The organism is Aeromonas sp. PI_26 (genome assembly GCF_027854445.1).
Taxonomy (GTDB): domain Bacteria; phylum Pseudomonadota; class Gammaproteobacteria; order Enterobacterales; family Aeromonadaceae; genus Aeromonas; species Aeromonas veronii.
In genome coordinates this window covers 98,461-114,552 of record NZ_JAJNOE010000013.1, presented here as the reverse complement: position 1 = coordinate 114,552, position 16,092 = coordinate 98,461, and the positions used below count along the sequence as shown (strand labels likewise).

General features: G+C 60.4%; 15 protein-coding genes. 9 read left to right on the top strand and 6 right to left on the bottom strand.

Features of this window, described 5'->3' with window-relative positions; translation table 11 throughout:
* Window positions 1-107 precede the first annotated feature (107 nt).
* The 3 genes from LRL22_RS14620 to LRL22_RS14610 are packed head-to-tail and all read left to right on the top strand — an operon-like array spanning window position 108 to window position 3,587.
* Window positions 108-1,379 (top strand): paraquat-inducible protein A, encoded by a 1,272-nt coding sequence (locus tag LRL22_RS14620; protein ID WP_216960821.1) that lies wholly within the window; start codon window positions 108-110, stop codon window positions 1,377-1,379.
* Window positions 1,372-3,021, top strand: coding sequence for an intermembrane transport protein PqiB (pqiB, locus tag LRL22_RS14615; protein WP_005335774.1), 1,650 nt, complete (start codon window positions 1,372-1,374; stop codon window positions 3,019-3,021). Before LRL22_RS14620 ends, pqiB begins: the two co-directional genes overlap by 8 nt.
* Window positions 3,018-3,587, top strand: coding sequence for a PqiC family protein (locus LRL22_RS14610; protein WP_019445716.1), 570 nt, complete (start codon window positions 3,018-3,020; stop codon window positions 3,585-3,587). The genes pqiB and LRL22_RS14610 overlap by 4 nt, the downstream gene beginning before the upstream one ends.
* A gap of 78 nt (window positions 3,588-3,665) precedes the next feature.
* Here LRL22_RS14610 and rlmD read toward each other — a convergent pair whose 3' ends face one another.
* Window positions 3,666-5,018: a 23S rRNA (uracil(1939)-C(5))-methyltransferase RlmD gene (gene rlmD, locus LRL22_RS14605; protein ID WP_216960818.1), complete on the bottom strand. Its 1,353-nt coding sequence runs from the start codon at window positions 5,016-5,018 to the stop codon at window positions 3,666-3,668.
* 274 nt (window positions 5,019-5,292) lie between these two features.
* On the opposite strand from rlmD, the gene LRL22_RS14600 reads away from it, so the two are divergent.
* Window positions 5,293-7,017, top strand: a complete 1,725-nt coding sequence (locus LRL22_RS14600; protein WP_216960816.1) for a proline--tRNA ligase — start codon at window positions 5,293-5,295, stop codon at window positions 7,015-7,017.
* A gap of 92 nt (window positions 7,018-7,109) precedes the next feature.
* Here LRL22_RS14600 and LRL22_RS14595 read toward each other — a convergent pair whose 3' ends face one another.
* From LRL22_RS14595 to LRL22_RS14585, 3 genes are all read right to left on the bottom strand, one after another.
* Entirely contained in the window at window positions 7,110-7,790 is a 681-nt protein-coding gene (locus LRL22_RS14595) for an SDR family oxidoreductase (protein ID WP_270905675.1), read from the bottom strand.
* 128 nt (window positions 7,791-7,918) lie between these two features.
* Window positions 7,919-8,551: a TIGR04219 family outer membrane beta-barrel protein gene (locus LRL22_RS14590; RefSeq protein WP_252655804.1), complete on the bottom strand. Its 633-nt coding sequence runs from the start codon at window positions 8,549-8,551 to the stop codon at window positions 7,919-7,921.
* 95 nt (window positions 8,552-8,646) lie between these two features.
* Complete coding sequence (locus LRL22_RS14585) at window positions 8,647-9,096, bottom strand: copper chaperone PCu(A)C (RefSeq protein ID WP_043820460.1); 450 nt, start codon at window positions 9,094-9,096, stop codon at window positions 8,647-8,649.
* A gap of 90 nt (window positions 9,097-9,186) precedes the next feature.
* Here LRL22_RS14585 and LRL22_RS14580 point away from each other — a divergent pair, with 90 nt between their 5' ends.
* Entirely contained in the window at window positions 9,187-9,936 is a 750-nt protein-coding gene (locus LRL22_RS14580; RefSeq protein ID WP_270905674.1) for an enoyl-CoA hydratase-related protein, read from the top strand.
* An 18-nt stretch (window positions 9,937-9,954) separates the two neighbouring features.
* On the opposite strand, the gene LRL22_RS14575 is transcribed toward LRL22_RS14580, so the two are convergent.
* Complete coding sequence (locus LRL22_RS14575; RefSeq protein WP_005335785.1) at window positions 9,955-10,383, bottom strand: DUF2753 family protein; 429 nt, start codon at window positions 10,381-10,383, stop codon at window positions 9,955-9,957.
* Between the two features lie 284 nt (window positions 10,384-10,667).
* On the opposite strand from LRL22_RS14575, the gene LRL22_RS14570 reads away from it, so the two are divergent.
* The gene (locus LRL22_RS14570; protein ID WP_270905673.1) at window positions 10,668-11,327 is read left to right on the top strand and encodes a CatB-related O-acetyltransferase; all 660 of its coding nucleotides are present in this window, start codon (window positions 10,668-10,670) and stop codon (window positions 11,325-11,327) included.
* A gap of 101 nt (window positions 11,328-11,428) precedes the next feature.
* Here LRL22_RS14570 and LRL22_RS14565 read toward each other — a convergent pair whose 3' ends face one another.
* Window positions 11,429-12,136, bottom strand: coding sequence for a ParB-like protein (locus tag LRL22_RS14565; protein WP_005354823.1), 708 nt, complete (start codon window positions 12,134-12,136; stop codon window positions 11,429-11,431).
* Window positions 12,137-12,320: 184 nt separating this feature from the next.
* On the opposite strand from LRL22_RS14565, the gene LRL22_RS14560 reads away from it, so the two are divergent.
* The 3 genes from LRL22_RS14560 to LRL22_RS14550 all read left to right on the top strand — a co-directional run bounded on the left by LRL22_RS14560 (window position 12,321) and on the right by LRL22_RS14550 (window position 16,040).
* The gene (locus tag LRL22_RS14560) at window positions 12,321-13,925 is read left to right on the top strand and encodes a peptide ABC transporter substrate-binding protein (protein ID WP_270905672.1); all 1,605 of its coding nucleotides are present in this window, start codon (window positions 12,321-12,323) and stop codon (window positions 13,923-13,925) included.
* A 118-nt stretch (window positions 13,926-14,043) separates the two neighbouring features.
* On the top strand, window positions 14,044-14,343 hold the full coding sequence (locus LRL22_RS14555; RefSeq protein WP_013723462.1) for a hypothetical protein: 300 nt from the start codon (window positions 14,044-14,046) through the stop codon (window positions 14,341-14,343).
* 137 nt (window positions 14,344-14,480) lie between these two features.
* Window positions 14,481-16,040 carry a methyl-accepting chemotaxis protein gene (locus LRL22_RS14550; protein WP_216979506.1) on the top strand — a complete coding sequence of 520 codons (1,560 nt, stop codon included), beginning with the start codon at window positions 14,481-14,483 and terminating at the stop codon, window positions 16,038-16,040.
* Window positions 16,041-16,092 lie beyond the last annotated feature (52 nt).

Below are 16,092 nucleotides of genomic sequence, written 5' to 3'. Positions count from 1 at the left end.
TCTCACTCCCGCCAGCAATAGCGGCCTCCGGGGGCTGGTCGCTGACCGGCACAACTGCGATAATCGCCAGCTCTGGCTCTACCACGGGCCTTATCTGGGGTTTTATCTTGCATCCGGTTTCACACCAACACCACACCACCTATGTCCATGATGCCACTGCCTGCGAAGAGTGTGACCTGCTGATACCGGCCACACCGCTCGAGGTGGGACAGGCCAGTTGCTGCCCCCGTTGCGGACACACCTTGAGTCGCCACCTGCCAAAGCAGGAGTTGCTGCCGATCTCCTACGGGTTCGCGGCACTCATAATGTTCGTGCTCGCCAATGCCTTTACCTTTATGTCCTTCTCGGCCAAAGGGGTGGGCCAGGAGATGACCTTTTTGCAGAGCATCACCACCCTGGTGGATGAGGGCTATCTGTTTCTCGGCGCGGTACTGAGCCTGACCCTGATCGGCCTGCCGCTGGTTTATATGGGCTCCATCATGCTGGTGCTGTGGCGGATCGATAAAGATCTGCACAGCAATGCCCTGCGCTCCCTCGGCCGTCTGCTCTGCCGGATCAAACCCTGGCTGATGGTGGATGTCTTTCTGGTGGGGGTGCTCATCTCGCTGGTCAAGCTGATGGGGATGGCCGACATCAAGATGGGGCTGTCATTCTGGGCTTTCGTCGGTTACACCGTGCTGCTCATCAAGATGATCTCCTCACTGGATCAGATGTGGCTGTGGCAGCGGCTGTTCGGCCCGACCGAGGCGCGGGATATCGACCCGGAAGCGGGCGCGCTGGAATCAGGTCTGGTGGGCTGCCATATCTGTGGCGCTCTGAGCGAGGTGGGCAGCCACAGCTGCTCCCGCTGCGGCGGCAAGCTGCATGCCCGCAAGCCGGGCGGCCTGAACCGCACCTGGGCGCTGCTGTTTACCTCCGCCATTCTCTACATTCCGGCCAACGTCTATCCCATCATGGATACGGTGTTTCTCGGTGATGACAGCCCCTCCACCATCCTCGGCGGTGTGGTGCTGCTCTGGGCCATGGGCTCCTACCCCATAGCGGCGGTGATCTTTTTCGCCAGCGTGGTGGTGCCGCTGGTGAAAATACTGGCGCTATTCTGGCTTTGCTATATGGTGCAGCGCGGCAATGTCACCTCCCCCCTCGGCAAGCTCAAACTCTATCGCATGACCGAATTTGTCGGACGCTGGTCGATGATCGACGTCTTCGTGGTGGCCATTCTGGCGGGCCTGATCCGGCTCGACAATCTGATGACCATCTATCCCGGCCCTGCGGCCGTCGCATTTGCAGGTGTGGTGCTGATCACTATGGTCGCCGCCATGAGTTTCGACTCCCGCCTGATCTGGGATTTACAACAAGGAGAACGCGAACGTGAGTGAGCGTAAAAAAAGGTGGAAACCGGGCTCTGACTTTCTGAGCTCTGCCGCCGCAATCTGGATGGTGCCCCTGCTGGCGCTGTTCATCGGTCTCTGGATGCTGTTCCAGCACTGGTACTCCCAGGGCCCCAGTTTCACCCTGACAGTCGCCACTGCCGAGGGCATAGTCGCCGGCAAGACGGTGATCCGCTCCCGCGAAGTGGACGTCGGCCGTATCGAGGCCGTCGAGCTGAGTGATGACTACAGCCATGCCGTGCTGAAAGGACGGCTGACCAATGCCGCCTCCGGCATGCTGCGCGGTGACAGCCAGTTCTGGGTGGTCAAGCCCAGAGTGGGCCGTGAAGGGGTATCGGGTCTGAGCACCCTGCTCTCCGGCGCCTATATCGAGCTCGCCCCCGGCAAGAAAGGTCGGGCGCGGGATGAATACGCCATGCTCGACAAACCGCCGCTCGCCTCCCTCGATGCCAAGGGGCTGCGTCTCACCCTCAGCAGCCGCGACACCCGCGCGCTGGGGGAAGGCTCCCCCATCAACTATCAGGGCTTCACCATAGGTCAGGTGGAAGAGGCGAAGTTCCTGCCGGAAAAGAGCGAGATGCAGTATCAAATCTTCATCCACGCCCCCTATGACATTCTGGTGAGCAGCAACTCCCGCTTCTGGATGACCCCGGGCTTCGAGGTCTCCATGAGCAGCGAGGGGATGAAGGTGAAGATGGATTCGCTGGAGAGCCTGATCGATGGCGGCATCACCATGGGTCTGCCACCCGGCTGGGCGCCTGGCGAACCGGTCAAACAGATGGAAGGGTTCACCCTGTTCCAGGATGAGGCGAGCGTGCTGGCCGGTAGTCTGGATCAGTTCATCGACTACGTCTTCCTGTTCGATGACAACGTGGGTGGCCTGCACCCGGGCGCGGCGGTGCAGTATCGCGGCATTCGGGTCGGTACCGTCATCTCCGCCCCCTACCTCATCGAGGACAAGGGCGTGCAGATCTTCAAGAGCCGCCAGATCCCGGTGCTGGCCCGCATCGAGGTACAGCGCCTCTCCCACCGCTATGCCAAGGCGGAGAAGGATCAGTGGCGTGCCCTGTTCGGCAAGCAGTTCAAGGAGGGGTTGCGCGCCAGCCTCAAGACCTCGAGCCTGCTGACCGGCGGCAAGATCATCGATCTCAACTTCTATCCGGACGCGCCACGTTTCGAACAGGCCAAGCTGGCCGGTTATCAGGTCTTCCCCACCGTGCAGGGCGGGCTGGATCAGATTGAGCGCAAGGTGAACCTCATCCTCGACAAGTTTGTCGACATGGACATGGCAACCACCCTGACCAAGGTCAACGGGTCACTGACTACCCTGGATGGCACCCTGAAGAACATCAGTGCAGTCAGCGCCAACCTGAACAAGCTCACCGCCAAGGATTCTACCCAGCAGCTGCCCGCCTCGCTCAACGAGAGCCTCAAGCAGTTGCAGGAGACCTTGCAGGCCTATGATGCCCAGTCGCAGACCAATCAGGACCTGCGTCAGTCGGTGCAGACCCTCAATCAGTTGATGCGCGAACTGCAGCCGCTGGTGCACTCCCTCAACGAGCAGCCCAGCTCGCTGATCTTCGATCGCGCGCATCCATCGGACCCTGAGCCCAAGCGAGGCAAACAATGAAAAAAGAGATCCTGACGCTGGCCCTGCTGGGCCTGCTGGCGGGTTGCAGCAGCCAGCCAAGCCTGCACTACTACTCGCTCGATGCCGACAGCCAGCAACCCGTGACGGCCCCGGCCCAACCGCAGCACCAGCTGGTGCTGCGCCCGGTGGCGCTGGCCAGCCAGCTCGATCGGATCAGCCTGGTCTATCAGCTGGAAGGGCAAGAGCTGCACTTCACCGAGTACCATCGCTGGGCCGGTGCGCTGGACGATCAACTCAACCAGCTCACCCTCAATGGCCTCTCCACCCGCCTGCCGGGCTGGGTGGTGCGGCAGGATGGCGCCCGCAAGGGGCCGGTGCTGACCATTCTGGTGGAGCGCTTTCAGGGCCGTCATGACGGCAGCGCCGTGCTGAGCGGCCGCTGGCGCCTGCTGGCGGAAGATGGCACCGTGCTGCGCGATGCCCCCTTCCGTCAGGAGCGGGTGCTGCCGGCCGATGGCTACAACGCGCTGGTGAACGAACTGGGTCAGGGCTGGCAACAGTTGCTCGACCAAATTGCCGCCGAGGTGCGCCAGAACGCCAGCTAATCGCCCATCCGCCGATTGCAGAGATAAAAAAACGACGCCAGCTGGCGTCGTTTTTTATGGACAAGAGTCGGGGGCGACTTATGCCTTGGCAGGCAGGCTCAGGCGGGCAACCGCTTCCACATGCATGGAGTGCGGGAACATATCGACCGGTTGCACCTCATCCAGCACGAAGCCCTGCTTGACCAGCCAGGCGAGATCGCGGGCCAAGGTCTGCGGGTTGCAGGAGACATAGACCAGACGACGGGGCGCCATGGCGACCAGGGTCTGCAGCACCGCCTTGTCACAGCCTTTGCGCGGCGGATCCATTACCACCACGTCAGCGGTCACGCCCTGGGCGTGCAATTCGGGCATCAGCTGCTCCGCCTTGCCGACGTGGAATTCGGTGTGCTCGATGCCGTTGAGGGCTGCGTTGCGACGGGCATCGCTGATGGCGCTCTCCACCGACTCGATCCCCACCACCTTGGCGGCCTTGCCAGCCAGGAACAGGGAGATGGTGCCGATACCACAATAGATGTCGAACACTGTCTCGTTACCGGTCAGCTCGGCATACTCGAGGGCGCTGGAGTAGAGCACATCGGTCTGGGTCGGGTTGTTCTGGAAGAAGGAGAGCGGCGAGATCTCGAACTCGAGTTCGTGGATCTTGTCGCGGATCACCCCTTCGCCGAGCAGCACCCGGTTGGTGGCGCCCAGAATGCGGTTGGTGCGCTCATCGTTGATGTTCTGCACCAGGGTAGTGATAGGCAGATCGCTTAAGCTCGCCAGCAGCTCGGCTTCGAACGGCAGCTCCTCGCCCAGGGTCACCAGCACCACCATCAGTTCGCCGCTCTTGAAGCCCTTGCGGGTCATCAGGTTACGCACGCAGCCGCTGTGGTTTACTTCGTCATAGGCGGCGATGTCGTGCGCGCGCATCCAGTTGCGCACCCGGGCGTTGAGCTCGACGTGCAGCGGATCCTGCACCGCACAGTCATCAGCGGTGATGAGATCGTGGGAGTGCTTGCGATAAAAACCGATCTCGGCACCGGCGTCACAGCCACGCACCGCATATTGCGCCTTGTTGCGATAGGCGAACGGGCTTTCCATGCCAAGGATATCCTTGACCAGCGTGTCACCCAGCCCGACCTGCTCCAGTGCGCTCTGCACCAGTGCCTGCTTGAGCTTGAGCTGGGCCGGATAGGCCAGCGGACGTACCTGACAGCCACCACACTCGGTGTTGGGGCAGAAATCGGCAACCCGATCGGCGGAGGGCTGGAGCAGCTCGGCAACCTTGCCGTGCAGATAGTTCGGCTTGACCTCGGTCAGCTCCACCAGCGCCTGCTCACCGGGCAGCAGACCTTCGACAAACAGGGGGCGATCGAACAGGCGTCCTTTGCCATCTCCTTTGTCGGTCAGTTCCAGGATCTCGATCTGGTGTTGATGTCCCACTAACGGCATGAGCGGCTCCAAAAGTACTAAAAATGGGGGGTGATGAACGCGGCAAAACCATGCCCATCGAGAAAAGGTGGCAGAGTTTAGCGGAGATCCGGCCAAATTGCAGGCATAAAAAGCCTGCTTGTTGCAATGGTCATTACCCCAGGCTATCTGACGGGCGTGGCCACCTTTCGGGTTGCGGCAAATTTAGCCCTTGGGCCGCAACGCCCAGCCTGTTAAAATTCCGCCCTTGAAATTATCCTGGGCCCCGCGCCCGTTCTAGCTAAGGTCTACCGCGATGCGTACCAGCCAATATCTGCTTTCCACTCTCAAGGAAACCCCCTCCGACGCTGAAGTTGTCAGCCACCAGCTGATGCTGCGCGCCGGGATGATCCGTAAACTGGCCTCCGGCATGTATGCTTGGTTGCCAACCGGTCTGCGGGTACTGAAGAAAATCGAGAACATTGTTCGCGAAGAGATGAACAATGCTGGTGCCGTCGAAGTCTCCATGCCGGTGGTACAACCCGCCGAGCTGTGGCAGGAGTCAGGCCGCTGGGATGACTACGGTCCCGAGCTGTGCCGTCTGACCGACCGTCACAACCGTCCCTTCGTGCTGGGCCCGACCCACGAAGAGGTGATCACTGCGCTGGTACGTTACGAAGTGAACAGCTACAAGCAGCTACCACTCAACCTCTACCAGATCCAGACCAAGTTCCGCGACGAAGTGCGCCCCCGTTTCGGCGTGATGCGTGGCCGCGAATTCCTGATGAAGGATGCCTACTCCTTCCACATCGACAAAGAGTCTCTGGTCGATACCTACGAGAAGATGCACGCCGCCTACTGCAAGGCGTTCACCCGCATGGGTCTGAACTTCCGTCCGGTGCAGGCCGATACCGGCTCCATCGGTGGTACCGGTTCCCACGAATTCCAGGTGCTGGCCGAGAGCGGTGAAGACTTGATCGCCTTCTCCGACAGCTCCGATTACGCCGCCAACATCGAGATGGCCGAAGCACTGGCACCGGCTGGTGAGCGCCCTGCCGCCACCGCAGCCCTGACCAAGGTTGCCACCCCGAATGTTCACACCATCGACGAAGTGGCTGCCTTCCTGAACGTGGCACCGACCGCCATCGCCAAAACCCTGCTGGTACTGGCAGAGGAAGATGAGCACGGCAAGCAGGCCGTTATTGCGCTGGTACTGCGTGGCGACCACGAGCTGAACGAAATCAAGGCAGAGAAACTGGCTGGCGTGGCTAACCCGCTGACCTTCGCCAACGACGAGCAGATCAAAGCTGCCGCCGGTTGCGACGCAGGCTCCATCGGCCCGGTCGGCTTTGCCGGTCGCATCATCGTCGATCGCAGCGCTGCCCATCTGGCGGACTTCGTCTGCGGCGCCAACGAAACCGGCTTCCACCTGACCGGTGCCAACTGGGATCGCGACATCACCGCTTACGAAGTTGCCGACCTGCGCAACGTGGTGGAAGGCGACCCGAGCCCGTGCGGCCAGGGCAAGCTGCTGCTCAAGCGCGGTATCGAAGTGGGCCACATCTTCCAGCTGGGTACCAAGTACTCCGAAGCAATGAAGGCAAGCGTGCTGAACGAAGCTGGCAAGTCCGTCACCATGGAGATGGGTTGCTACGGTATCGGGGTTTCCCGTCTGGTGGCCGCCGCCATCGAGCAGAACAACGACCAGTACGGCATCATCTGGCCGGACGCCATCGCTCCGTTCGAAGTGGCCATCGTGCCGATGAACATGCACAAATCCGAGCGCGTAGCCGAGCAGGCACAGCAGTTCTACGCCGAGCTGAAAGCGGCCGGTGTGGACGTGCTGTTCGACGACCGTAAAGAGCGCCCGGGCGTGATGTTCGCCGACATGGAGCTGCTGGGCATCCCGCACGCCATCGTCATCGGCGATCGCGGCATGGATAACGGCGTGGTCGAGTACAAGTGCCGCCGCACCGGCGAGAAGCAGGAAGTGGCCATCAGCGATATCGTCGCCATGATCAAGGCCAAGCTGGGCCGCTAAGCCCACCCTCTTCCCGATATAAAAAAGCGCGCCCAATGGCGCGCTTTTTGTTTGTCTTCTCTTCTAAAGCAAAGAGGATTGCCGCAAGGAGCCTACTCGTTGCGACCGATAAAGAGATCGGTCACGTGGCAGCTGCTTCTGGCTTCCAGTGCGTCGAGCATATAGGCCGCCGCATCTTCCGGAGTCATGAAGCCACTCGGGTCCACGTGATCCGAGTTGTCCCAGAATTCGCTGCGGATCCCGCTCGGGTAGAGGTTGACCAGCCGCAGTGGCGAGCCTTTCAGCTCGGCGCGCAAGGATTCGAGAAAGCCGCGCATCCCCCATTTGGAGGCGCAGTAGAGGCTCTCGTTGGCCTTGCCCACCTGCGCGGCGGAGGAGAGCACATTGGCCAGCACTCCACCCTTGTCGCCGATAAGCCGCACCGTCTGCTGGGCCACCAGAATGGTGGAGATAAGGTTGCTCTCCACCACCCGGCGGATCTGCTCGGCAGTATAGACACCGACCGGGCCAAACTCACCCACCCCGGCGCAGTGGATCACCATGTCGGGCTGCCCGCCCCACTCCACCGCAGCGGCGAAGGCAACGTCGACCTCTTCATGGTGCGCCAGATCGGCGGCGATGCCGATTACCGCGCTGCCGAGCAGTTGCTCCTGCTCCTGCAGTCGCTGATAACGGCGCCCCATCATGGAGACCTTATGGCCCCGCTCAACCAGACCTATGGTCAGCGCCCGGCCAAGACCGGAACCGGCACCTGTCACTATGATGTGGCCCATTATCGCTCCTCGTCGTCAGTTGACGGTCAGATTAGAAAGTGAATTCATCGCCCATGAACCATCCATCGACAGAACGCTCTGATAGATGTTGGCGAAGAATTTCACCCCCGTTGTCAGACAACGTCAGATTAGAAAGTGAATTCGCCGCCCATGAACCAGCCATCGATACGCTGGTCAACGTTGTCGAAGTCGACCTTGGCTTCACGCCAGCCGGCACGCAGCTTGATCGGCATGGAGGAGAACTTGTAGGAACCACCCAGACGGTAGTCATAGTTGTCCGCATCGTGAGTGCGCAGATCGCCGAAGAAGGCGATGCCGGTGCCCGGGATCTTCACTTCGCTGCCGGCATAGGCCATCAGGGTATCTTCGTCATAACCCTTGCGACCGAAGTAGACCTGCTCGCCATCGTAGTGACGGCCGGTCATACCCAGATCGATCTTGAACAGATCGTTGTTGAACAGACGGTAGTAGAGGCTCAGATCGTAGGCGGTCAGATCGTTTTTGAAGTTACCGCCGGAGGTGCTGAAATCGGAGACTTCAAACTTGGCGTTCGGCAGGAAGATGATGCCGTGTTCCAGTTGCAGATAGCCGTTCCAGTTGTAGCTGTCGTCATAGCTGCCATCAGCACTGGTGCCATAAGCCTGACCACTGCCCTTGGCGGCCCATACGTCGGCACCGGCGGCAAAACGCCAGTCGTCAGCGGCCATGGCACTCTGGCTGCACAGAGCCAGCACAAAACCGGCAATCAGCGTCTTTTTCATTACGTCACTTCCTCTTGCATACATGGAAAAGAGCACTATTTTACTCGGTGCAGCCAAAATACCCAGCGTCAATCCTGAACAAACGACGACAAATGTCAGTGCTTCATATGCTTCATCTCGGCCATCGGCTCAATCGGCTTCACCGGCAGTGACAGATCCAGCTTCTGACCATCGTCCATGGTGAGGGTGAGCGGGAAAGGGGTCTGCTCGGAGAGCGTGCCCACCTCGAACAGCATGATGTGCAGGCTGCCCGGTTTCAGCACCGCTTCGCCCCTGGCCGGGATCTCGATGTTCTCGACCTGACGCATCTTCATCACACCATTTTCGTGCAGGTGAGTGTGCAGCTCGGCACGCCCGGCAGCAGCAGAAGCCGCAGCCACCAGCTTGACCGGCTGGTCGGCGTCATTCTTCAGCACCATAAAGGCGGCAGTGTTGGGGGAGCCCGGTGGCAACAGGCGCACATAGCCGTCGACAGCCTCGACCTTAGCCAGTGCAGGCGCCGTCATACCCAGAACCAGCAGAGAATAAAACGCACGTTTAAACATGGTTGAAATCCTTTTATGATGTTGTTAAACGGCGCCAAGGTTACCCCAGCAGCAACCTTTTTTGCACCTTTCAATAACAAGGATTTAGACATGGCCCCCATTCTCATTGCCGAGCAGCAGGATGGCTTGCTCACCCTGACCCTCAACCGCCCCGACAAGCGCAACGCCCTCAACACCGAGCTCTATAAGCAACTGGTGGCAGCGCTGCGAGAGGCGGCAGCCGATGAGGAGGTGCATGTCCTGCTGTTGCAGGGGCAGCAAGATTGCTTTACCGCGGGCAATGATCTGGCCGACTTTATGGGCAAGAGCTCGCTGGAGCCCGACGATCCCATACTGCAGCTCCTCCACACCCTGGCCGACTTCCCCAAACCCGTGATCGCCGCCGTTGCAGGCCCGGCGGTGGGGATTGGCACCACCATTCTGCTGCATTGCGATCTGGTCTATCTGGCGGATAACGCCCGCTTGCAGCTTCCTTTCGTCGAGCTGGGGCTGGTGCCGGAGTTCGCCTCCAGCCTGCTGCTGCCACGTCTGGTGGGGCACCTCAAGGCGGCCGAGCTGTTGCTGCTGGCCGAGGCGATGGATGCCGAAGAGGCGCTGCGATTGGGGCTGGCCAACAAGGTGGTAGCGGCCGATGGATTGCTCTCCTTTGCCCGCGAGCAGGGACTGAAGCTGGCGGCCAAACCGCCCAGAGCGCTGCAAAAGAGCAAGGCGCTGCTGAAACAGGAGCTTAAACAGGCGGTGCACTTTGTCATCGATCTGGAGGCGCGCGCCTTCGCTCAGGCACTGCAGGGGGAAGAGGCGCAACAGCGCATCGCCCAGAAACTCAAACGGCGGAGCTGAGCTGCCGCTCAATGCCTGTCAGTTGAGGCGAAAACGGCCGATCAGCTCGCAGCCCTGCACCTTGTCCTGTAGCTGGATCAGCCGGGCAATTTCCGGATTGGGGTGGCGCTTGAGAAAGGCGAGCAGGGCGCCGCGACAGCAACCCAGCTCGCTGATCAGTGCCTCGCACTCCCGATTGGGGCACTGCGGCACCAGCGCCGTTACCAGCTCGGAGGCAAGCTTCAGGTAGCGCAGCTCGTAAGTCGGCTCATCCATCGCCCGCCAGAAGTCAGCCAGCCGGTGGCAGGTGGCGACTCGCATGGTGGCCAGTTCGGTCAACTCGACCTGAGTCATCTCGTAAACATCCCCCAGCGCCTGCTGATAAAAGCAGATCGCCGCCCCCAGCGAACCGGCCTGCCAGGCACGCTCCGCCTCCAGCATGTATCGTTGCCAACTTTGCGGTGTCATTTCGCTCTCCCGAGTCCGTCATGGTGGGAGTGTTATCATGGCTAATTGAGAATAAATATCAACCAGAGGGTTAGTGCAGGATCTCTGCGCAACCTTGGCAAACCCAGCGCCCGACCTTATGATCGCGCCCTTCCCTCTTCTTTGGAGCACACCACAATGCGACCTCGCCTCCCGCAGATGCTGGGCTGCTCCCTGCTCTGCGTGCCCCGCATGCTGGTCTGGATCTATTAGCTGCGCTCAAGCGAACGCAACCCATCCGATCCATTCAGCAAAGGAGTACCAGCATGAACACCTGCCAACACTGGTCGCAGGTCGAATACCTGCACCTGACGGTGACCAACCCCAATATCTGCCTAAAGGGGCTGCACAGCTACTACTCGGGTGCCTGGGATGGCCCCTTCGAAGAGGTGGCGGTGCGCTACCTCCATGGCGATCCCTTCAGCCGCAGCCCGGAAACCGGCTGGGAGCCGCTCTGGCATATCGACCGTCTCCATATCGGCGACTATGTGCAGATTGCCGCCGGGGTAAAGATCATCATGGGCGGCAACCACACCCACAACACGTCCTTCATCAGCACCTATCCGTTCGCCGATCTGGCGGCGCTCAAGCGCAGCTACCGCCCCGCAGGCGATACCCGCATCGGCAACGATGTCTGGATCGGCATGGAGGCGATGATCATGCCCGGCGTCACCATCGGCGACGGCGCCATCATCGCCGCCCGTTCGCTGGTCAATCAGGATGTGCCGCCCTATGCCATGGTGGCGGGCACCCCGGCCAGGGTGGTGCGGATGCGCTTTGGCGAGGAGGAGATTGCCCGGCTACAGGCCCTCGCCTGGTGGGATTGGCCGGATCAACAGGTCAACGATCTGCTACCGCTGATCCAGCAAGGTGACGTTGCCCTGCTTGAACAGGCGGCTGCCCGCTGGGCGGAGCGCCATGAGTGACCACCGCCAACCAGCACGAACAAGCTGACAGCAGAAGGGCGACCCCGGGGTCGCCCTCTGTTATCTCCGGCATGCTCTGGATGCCGTCATCGCACATCCACTCATTGCGCGCTTTTGGACTGGTTGAGGCTGCACTGCTTGCCGGGATAACCGGGTAGATCCTTGGCATCGCTGCCGCAGGCGAGCCGTTTGGCCTGTTGCAGGCGGGCCGCCAGATTGGCGCTGTCCACCGGCATCCATTGCATCTGCTTGCCAAGCCAGCTAGCCCAGGCAAACTCGACGAAATAGACCTGTTTATCTTTGCGAAAGTAGCCCGCATTCTGCAGCAGTCCGGCGAGGGTGCGATAGGGATAATCAGGCAGCTTGTCGATACTGGTCGGCAACTGCTCCGGGGTCAGCGACTGTCCCTTCTCATCCTTGAGCCAAGCCCAGTGGTTGTTCTGCATCTGGCTCCAGAAGTTGGCTTTGTCCTGCAGGCGGCCAATCACCTTGACCCTCGCATCCTTGACTCCTTGTTGCCACAGCGCCTTGGTGAGATGGTGTCTATCCACCAGCCAGTAGCTGCCATCCGGCGCAATCACCACGGGGATCTCTTTCTTTTTCATCAACTTGTCGAGCTGCTTTGCGCTCATGCCCGCCAATGTGGCCTGGGTCTCATCGACCTGGATCTGGCCGACGCCCCCCTGAGTCGGGTGCAAAGCATCGATGCCTATCTCGCACCAGTTGCCCACCGCCGTGTCGCTCTGGCACGGGGCCAACGCCCAGGCACCCTGGCTCAACACACAGGCCAGCAATAACCATGCTTTCATCGTTTGACACTCCTCACCATATTGAACTGCACAGACGCCGAGAATGCTCTTCTACCCCGATTGGGAGTGAGAGTCGAATGCTGGCGGTCAGACCAGCAAACGGGATATCATGATTTCCCATCTGTCGGCGATATTTTCTCGCCGAGTTTTCTCCCCGCTTCACACTATTTGAAGGATCCGACCCATGAAAGGATGGACCCCCTTGCTGGCCCTGCTGGGCTGTGCTGCTGTCCAGGCTGCCGATATTCCCGCCGGAACACAACTCGCCGCCGAGCAGATTGTCGTTCGCCACCTCAAGGATGAACCTGCGAGCCTGAGCCCGCTCAAGCTGGTCGGCCTGCCGGAGTTGCAGGTACTGCGGGACCTGTTCGAGGGGCTGCTGACCCAGGGGCCGGATGGCAAACCGGTTGCCGGGGTGGCGGCCAGCTGGGAGAACAAGGGCAACCAGTTCTTTACCTTCCATCTGCGCCCGGATGCGCGCTGGTCCAACGGCGATCCGGTCAAGGCCGGTGACTTCGTCTACGGCTGGCGCAAGCTGGTCGACCCGAAAGAGGCGGCCACCTTCGCCTGGTTCGCCCAGCTGGCCCGTTTCGACAAGGTGGACGAAATAGTCGCTGGCAAATTGCCTGCCAGCGAGCTGGGGGTCAAGGCCCTCGATGATCACACCCTGCAGGTGACCCTCTCCCAGCCGGTGCCCTACTTCCTGAACCTGCTGAGCCACCCCAGCCTGTCGCCGCTCCATCAAGCCAGCATCGAGCAGTACGGCAACCTGTGGACCCAACCCGGCAAACTGGTGGGCAATGGTGCCTTTGTGCTGAACAACCGGGTGGTCAACGAGAAGCTGGAGCTGACCCCCAACCCTTATTACTGGGATCGGGCCCATACCGTATTGACCAAGGTGATCTTCATGCCGATCAATCAGGAGAGTGCGGCGACCAACCGCTATCTGGCTGGCGATCTGCATATCACCGAATCCTTCCCCAAGGAGCAGTACGACAAGCTGAAGCAGCAGATCTCGAATGAGGTCTACACCCCGGATCAGCTCGGCACCTACTACTACGCCTTCAATACCAAGCAGGCACCACTGAACGATGTGCGGGTGCGCAAGGCGCTCTCCTACACCATCGATCGCACCCTGATCGCCGACAAGGTGCTCGGTACCGGCGAGAAACCGGCTTATCACTTCACTCCGGATGTGACCGCCAGCTTTACCCCGGCCGCCAACTTGCTCTCCACCAGCAGCCAACCGGCGCTGGACAGCAAGGCCAAGGCCCTGCTCAAGGAGGCCGGTTACGGCCCGGACAAGCCGCTCAAGCTGACCCTGCTCTACAACACCGCGGAAATTCACAAGAAGATGGCACTGGCGATTGCCAGCATGTGGAAGCAGAAGCTGGGCGCCGAGGTCGAGCTGACCAATCAGGAATGGAAAACCTATCTCGACAGTCGCCAGAGCGGTCAGTTCGAGGTGATCCGCTCCTCCTGGGTGGCCGACTACAACGACCCGTCTGCGTTCCTCGGCCTGTGGGGCTCTCGTCACAGCGGCAATATGGCTGGCTTTGCCAATGCCCGTTATGACCAACTGTTGGCAGAGGCGGCCAGCACTCAGGATGCCGCCAGCCGCAGCAAGCTGTTTGGCGAGGCGGAGGCGATCCTGCTGGATCAAGCCCCCATCGCCCCCATCTACCAGTACACCAATGCCCGCCTCATCAAGCCATGGCTCAAGGGCTACCCCATCAACAACCCGGAAGATGTGGCCTACAGCCGCCAGCTCTACCTCGTCAAACACTGAGACCGGCCACAACGATGCGAGGCCCCGCTGGGCCTCGCTATTGATACTGTTCATACCACGATTTCCAGCCTAAAATGCCGCCCCTTCTGTTCAATTAATCTCCAATGCCCAGTCAGACATGCGTTATTTGATACTGCTCTCGTTGTTGTGGACCCTGCCCGCGCAGGCCAATAGCGAATCCCAATGCCAGCAAGAGTTTGTTGGCTGGATGTTGCACCAGCAGCAACAGTTCAGCGATCGCAAGTCTGACAAGATGGAACGGCGCCGGGCCGAGCGGGCCATCGAGTTGGCTCGTCAGGAGTACGACAAGCAGGCCAGCTTCTGCAAAACCATGCAGCTTGTACATGAGTACAAAGATGATGATCCTCGCCTCGCCCCAAGAAAGGGTGAAGTTCACGATTTCACACCGGCCAGCTGACCCTCACTTCATCAATTCATTGTGTTGATTAATTGACCCAAGCCAAGTTCGGGTCACTGAAGAGCCTTAGAATGATTAACTGAGAACGACAATAAAAAATATATTTATCAGTTATTTGGCTTTTTCAGGAACGACACATGACCAGACTCCATCAGGAGGGGGAGATACACTTCCCCGACAACATCGCACTCATCTCGACCACTGATCCCGCCAGTCATATTACCTATGCCAACCAGCACTTCTGTGATGTGGCCGGGTACGGTGCAGCCGAAATGGAAGGGGTACCCCACAATCTGGTGCGACACCCCGACATGCCCAAGGTGGCCTTCGCCGACATGTGGCAGCGGCTGCGACAGGGCAAAAGCTGGATGGGGCTGGTCAAGAACCGCGCCAAAAGCGGTCAGTTCTATTGGGTAAACGCTTACGTCACCCCGATCCTCAACGCCCAGAAAGAGATCGTCGAGTTCCAGTCGGTGCGCACCAAACCCGCCGCCAGCGATGTGGCCTGGGCCGAGCAGCTCTATGGCCTGCTGCGCAGCGGCAAGGCGCTTCCCTGGCTGAGCCGTTTTCACTTTGAACCGGGTCAGCTGACCCTCTGGCTCTCCGTTTCTGCGTTGCTCACTACCCTTGCTACTTTTGTCACCGGCAACCTGTTATGGCTGCTGCCCACCGCCTTGTTGCTGTTGGCACAGGCAATCCACGGCTGGCGATTGCAGCAACGGCTGGCTCATCTGCTCACCCTTGCCGATCAAGACAAGGGAACCCGCCTCTGTCAGGTGCTCTACACCCGACGGCGCGACACCCTGGCGGCCGTCGAACTGGCCCTGCGGATGAAGCAGGCCGAGCTCAAGGCCGTGGTCGGGCGCAGCGCCGACACTAACCAGCAGATCCTGCAGGCAGCCGAAGATGACCGGGGCAATATCCAGACCATTGATACTCATCTGCAGCAGCAGCGCGCCCACAGCGAGCAGCTGGCGACCGCCATCACCGAGTTGAGCCACTCCATTCGCGATGTGGCCCACAGTGCCCATGAGGCGAGCAATCTGGTTATAGAGGTACAGCAGGTCTCCGATGAGGGGCTGCAAGCATTGGCGACCACCCGATCCGCCGTCAACCAACTTCATCAGGAGCTGGATGCCAACCATGCCGTGCTGGCCCAGCTCACCAGCGACAGCCAGAAGATCAGCGGTATTCTGGAGGTGATCAGCCAAATCGCCGACCAGACCAACCTGCTCGCCCTCAATGCGGCCATCGAGGCCGCTCGGGCGGGCGAACAGGGGCGCGGTTTTGCCGTGGTGGCGGACGAAGTGAGGGCGCTGGCCCAGAAGACCCGAGCCTCGACCAGCGAGATCCACGAGATGATCCAGGCGCTGCAACAGACTACACGACAGCTGTCAGACGGGATGACACAAGGGGCGCAGACCTCGGTACGCTGCCAGCAGCACGCGGGCACCACCGCCGACGTGCTCACCCAGATCAACCGGATGCTGGGGCAGGTAACCCGCACCAGCGACGAGATCGCCCAGGCGGTGAGTCAGCAGGCCGACGTCACGGCGACCCTCGATGAAGGGGTACACCAGATCCACCAGCTGGCCAGCCACACCGCCGACAACAGCAGGCAGGCGCTAGATGGCATCACCCTGCTGGTAGAGCGGCTGCAGGATCTCTCGCGGCTGATCAACCAGTTCAGATATTGAAGCGACAGCGATCAAAAAAGCGCGTCAACTGACGCGCTTTTTGTTGCTCTTG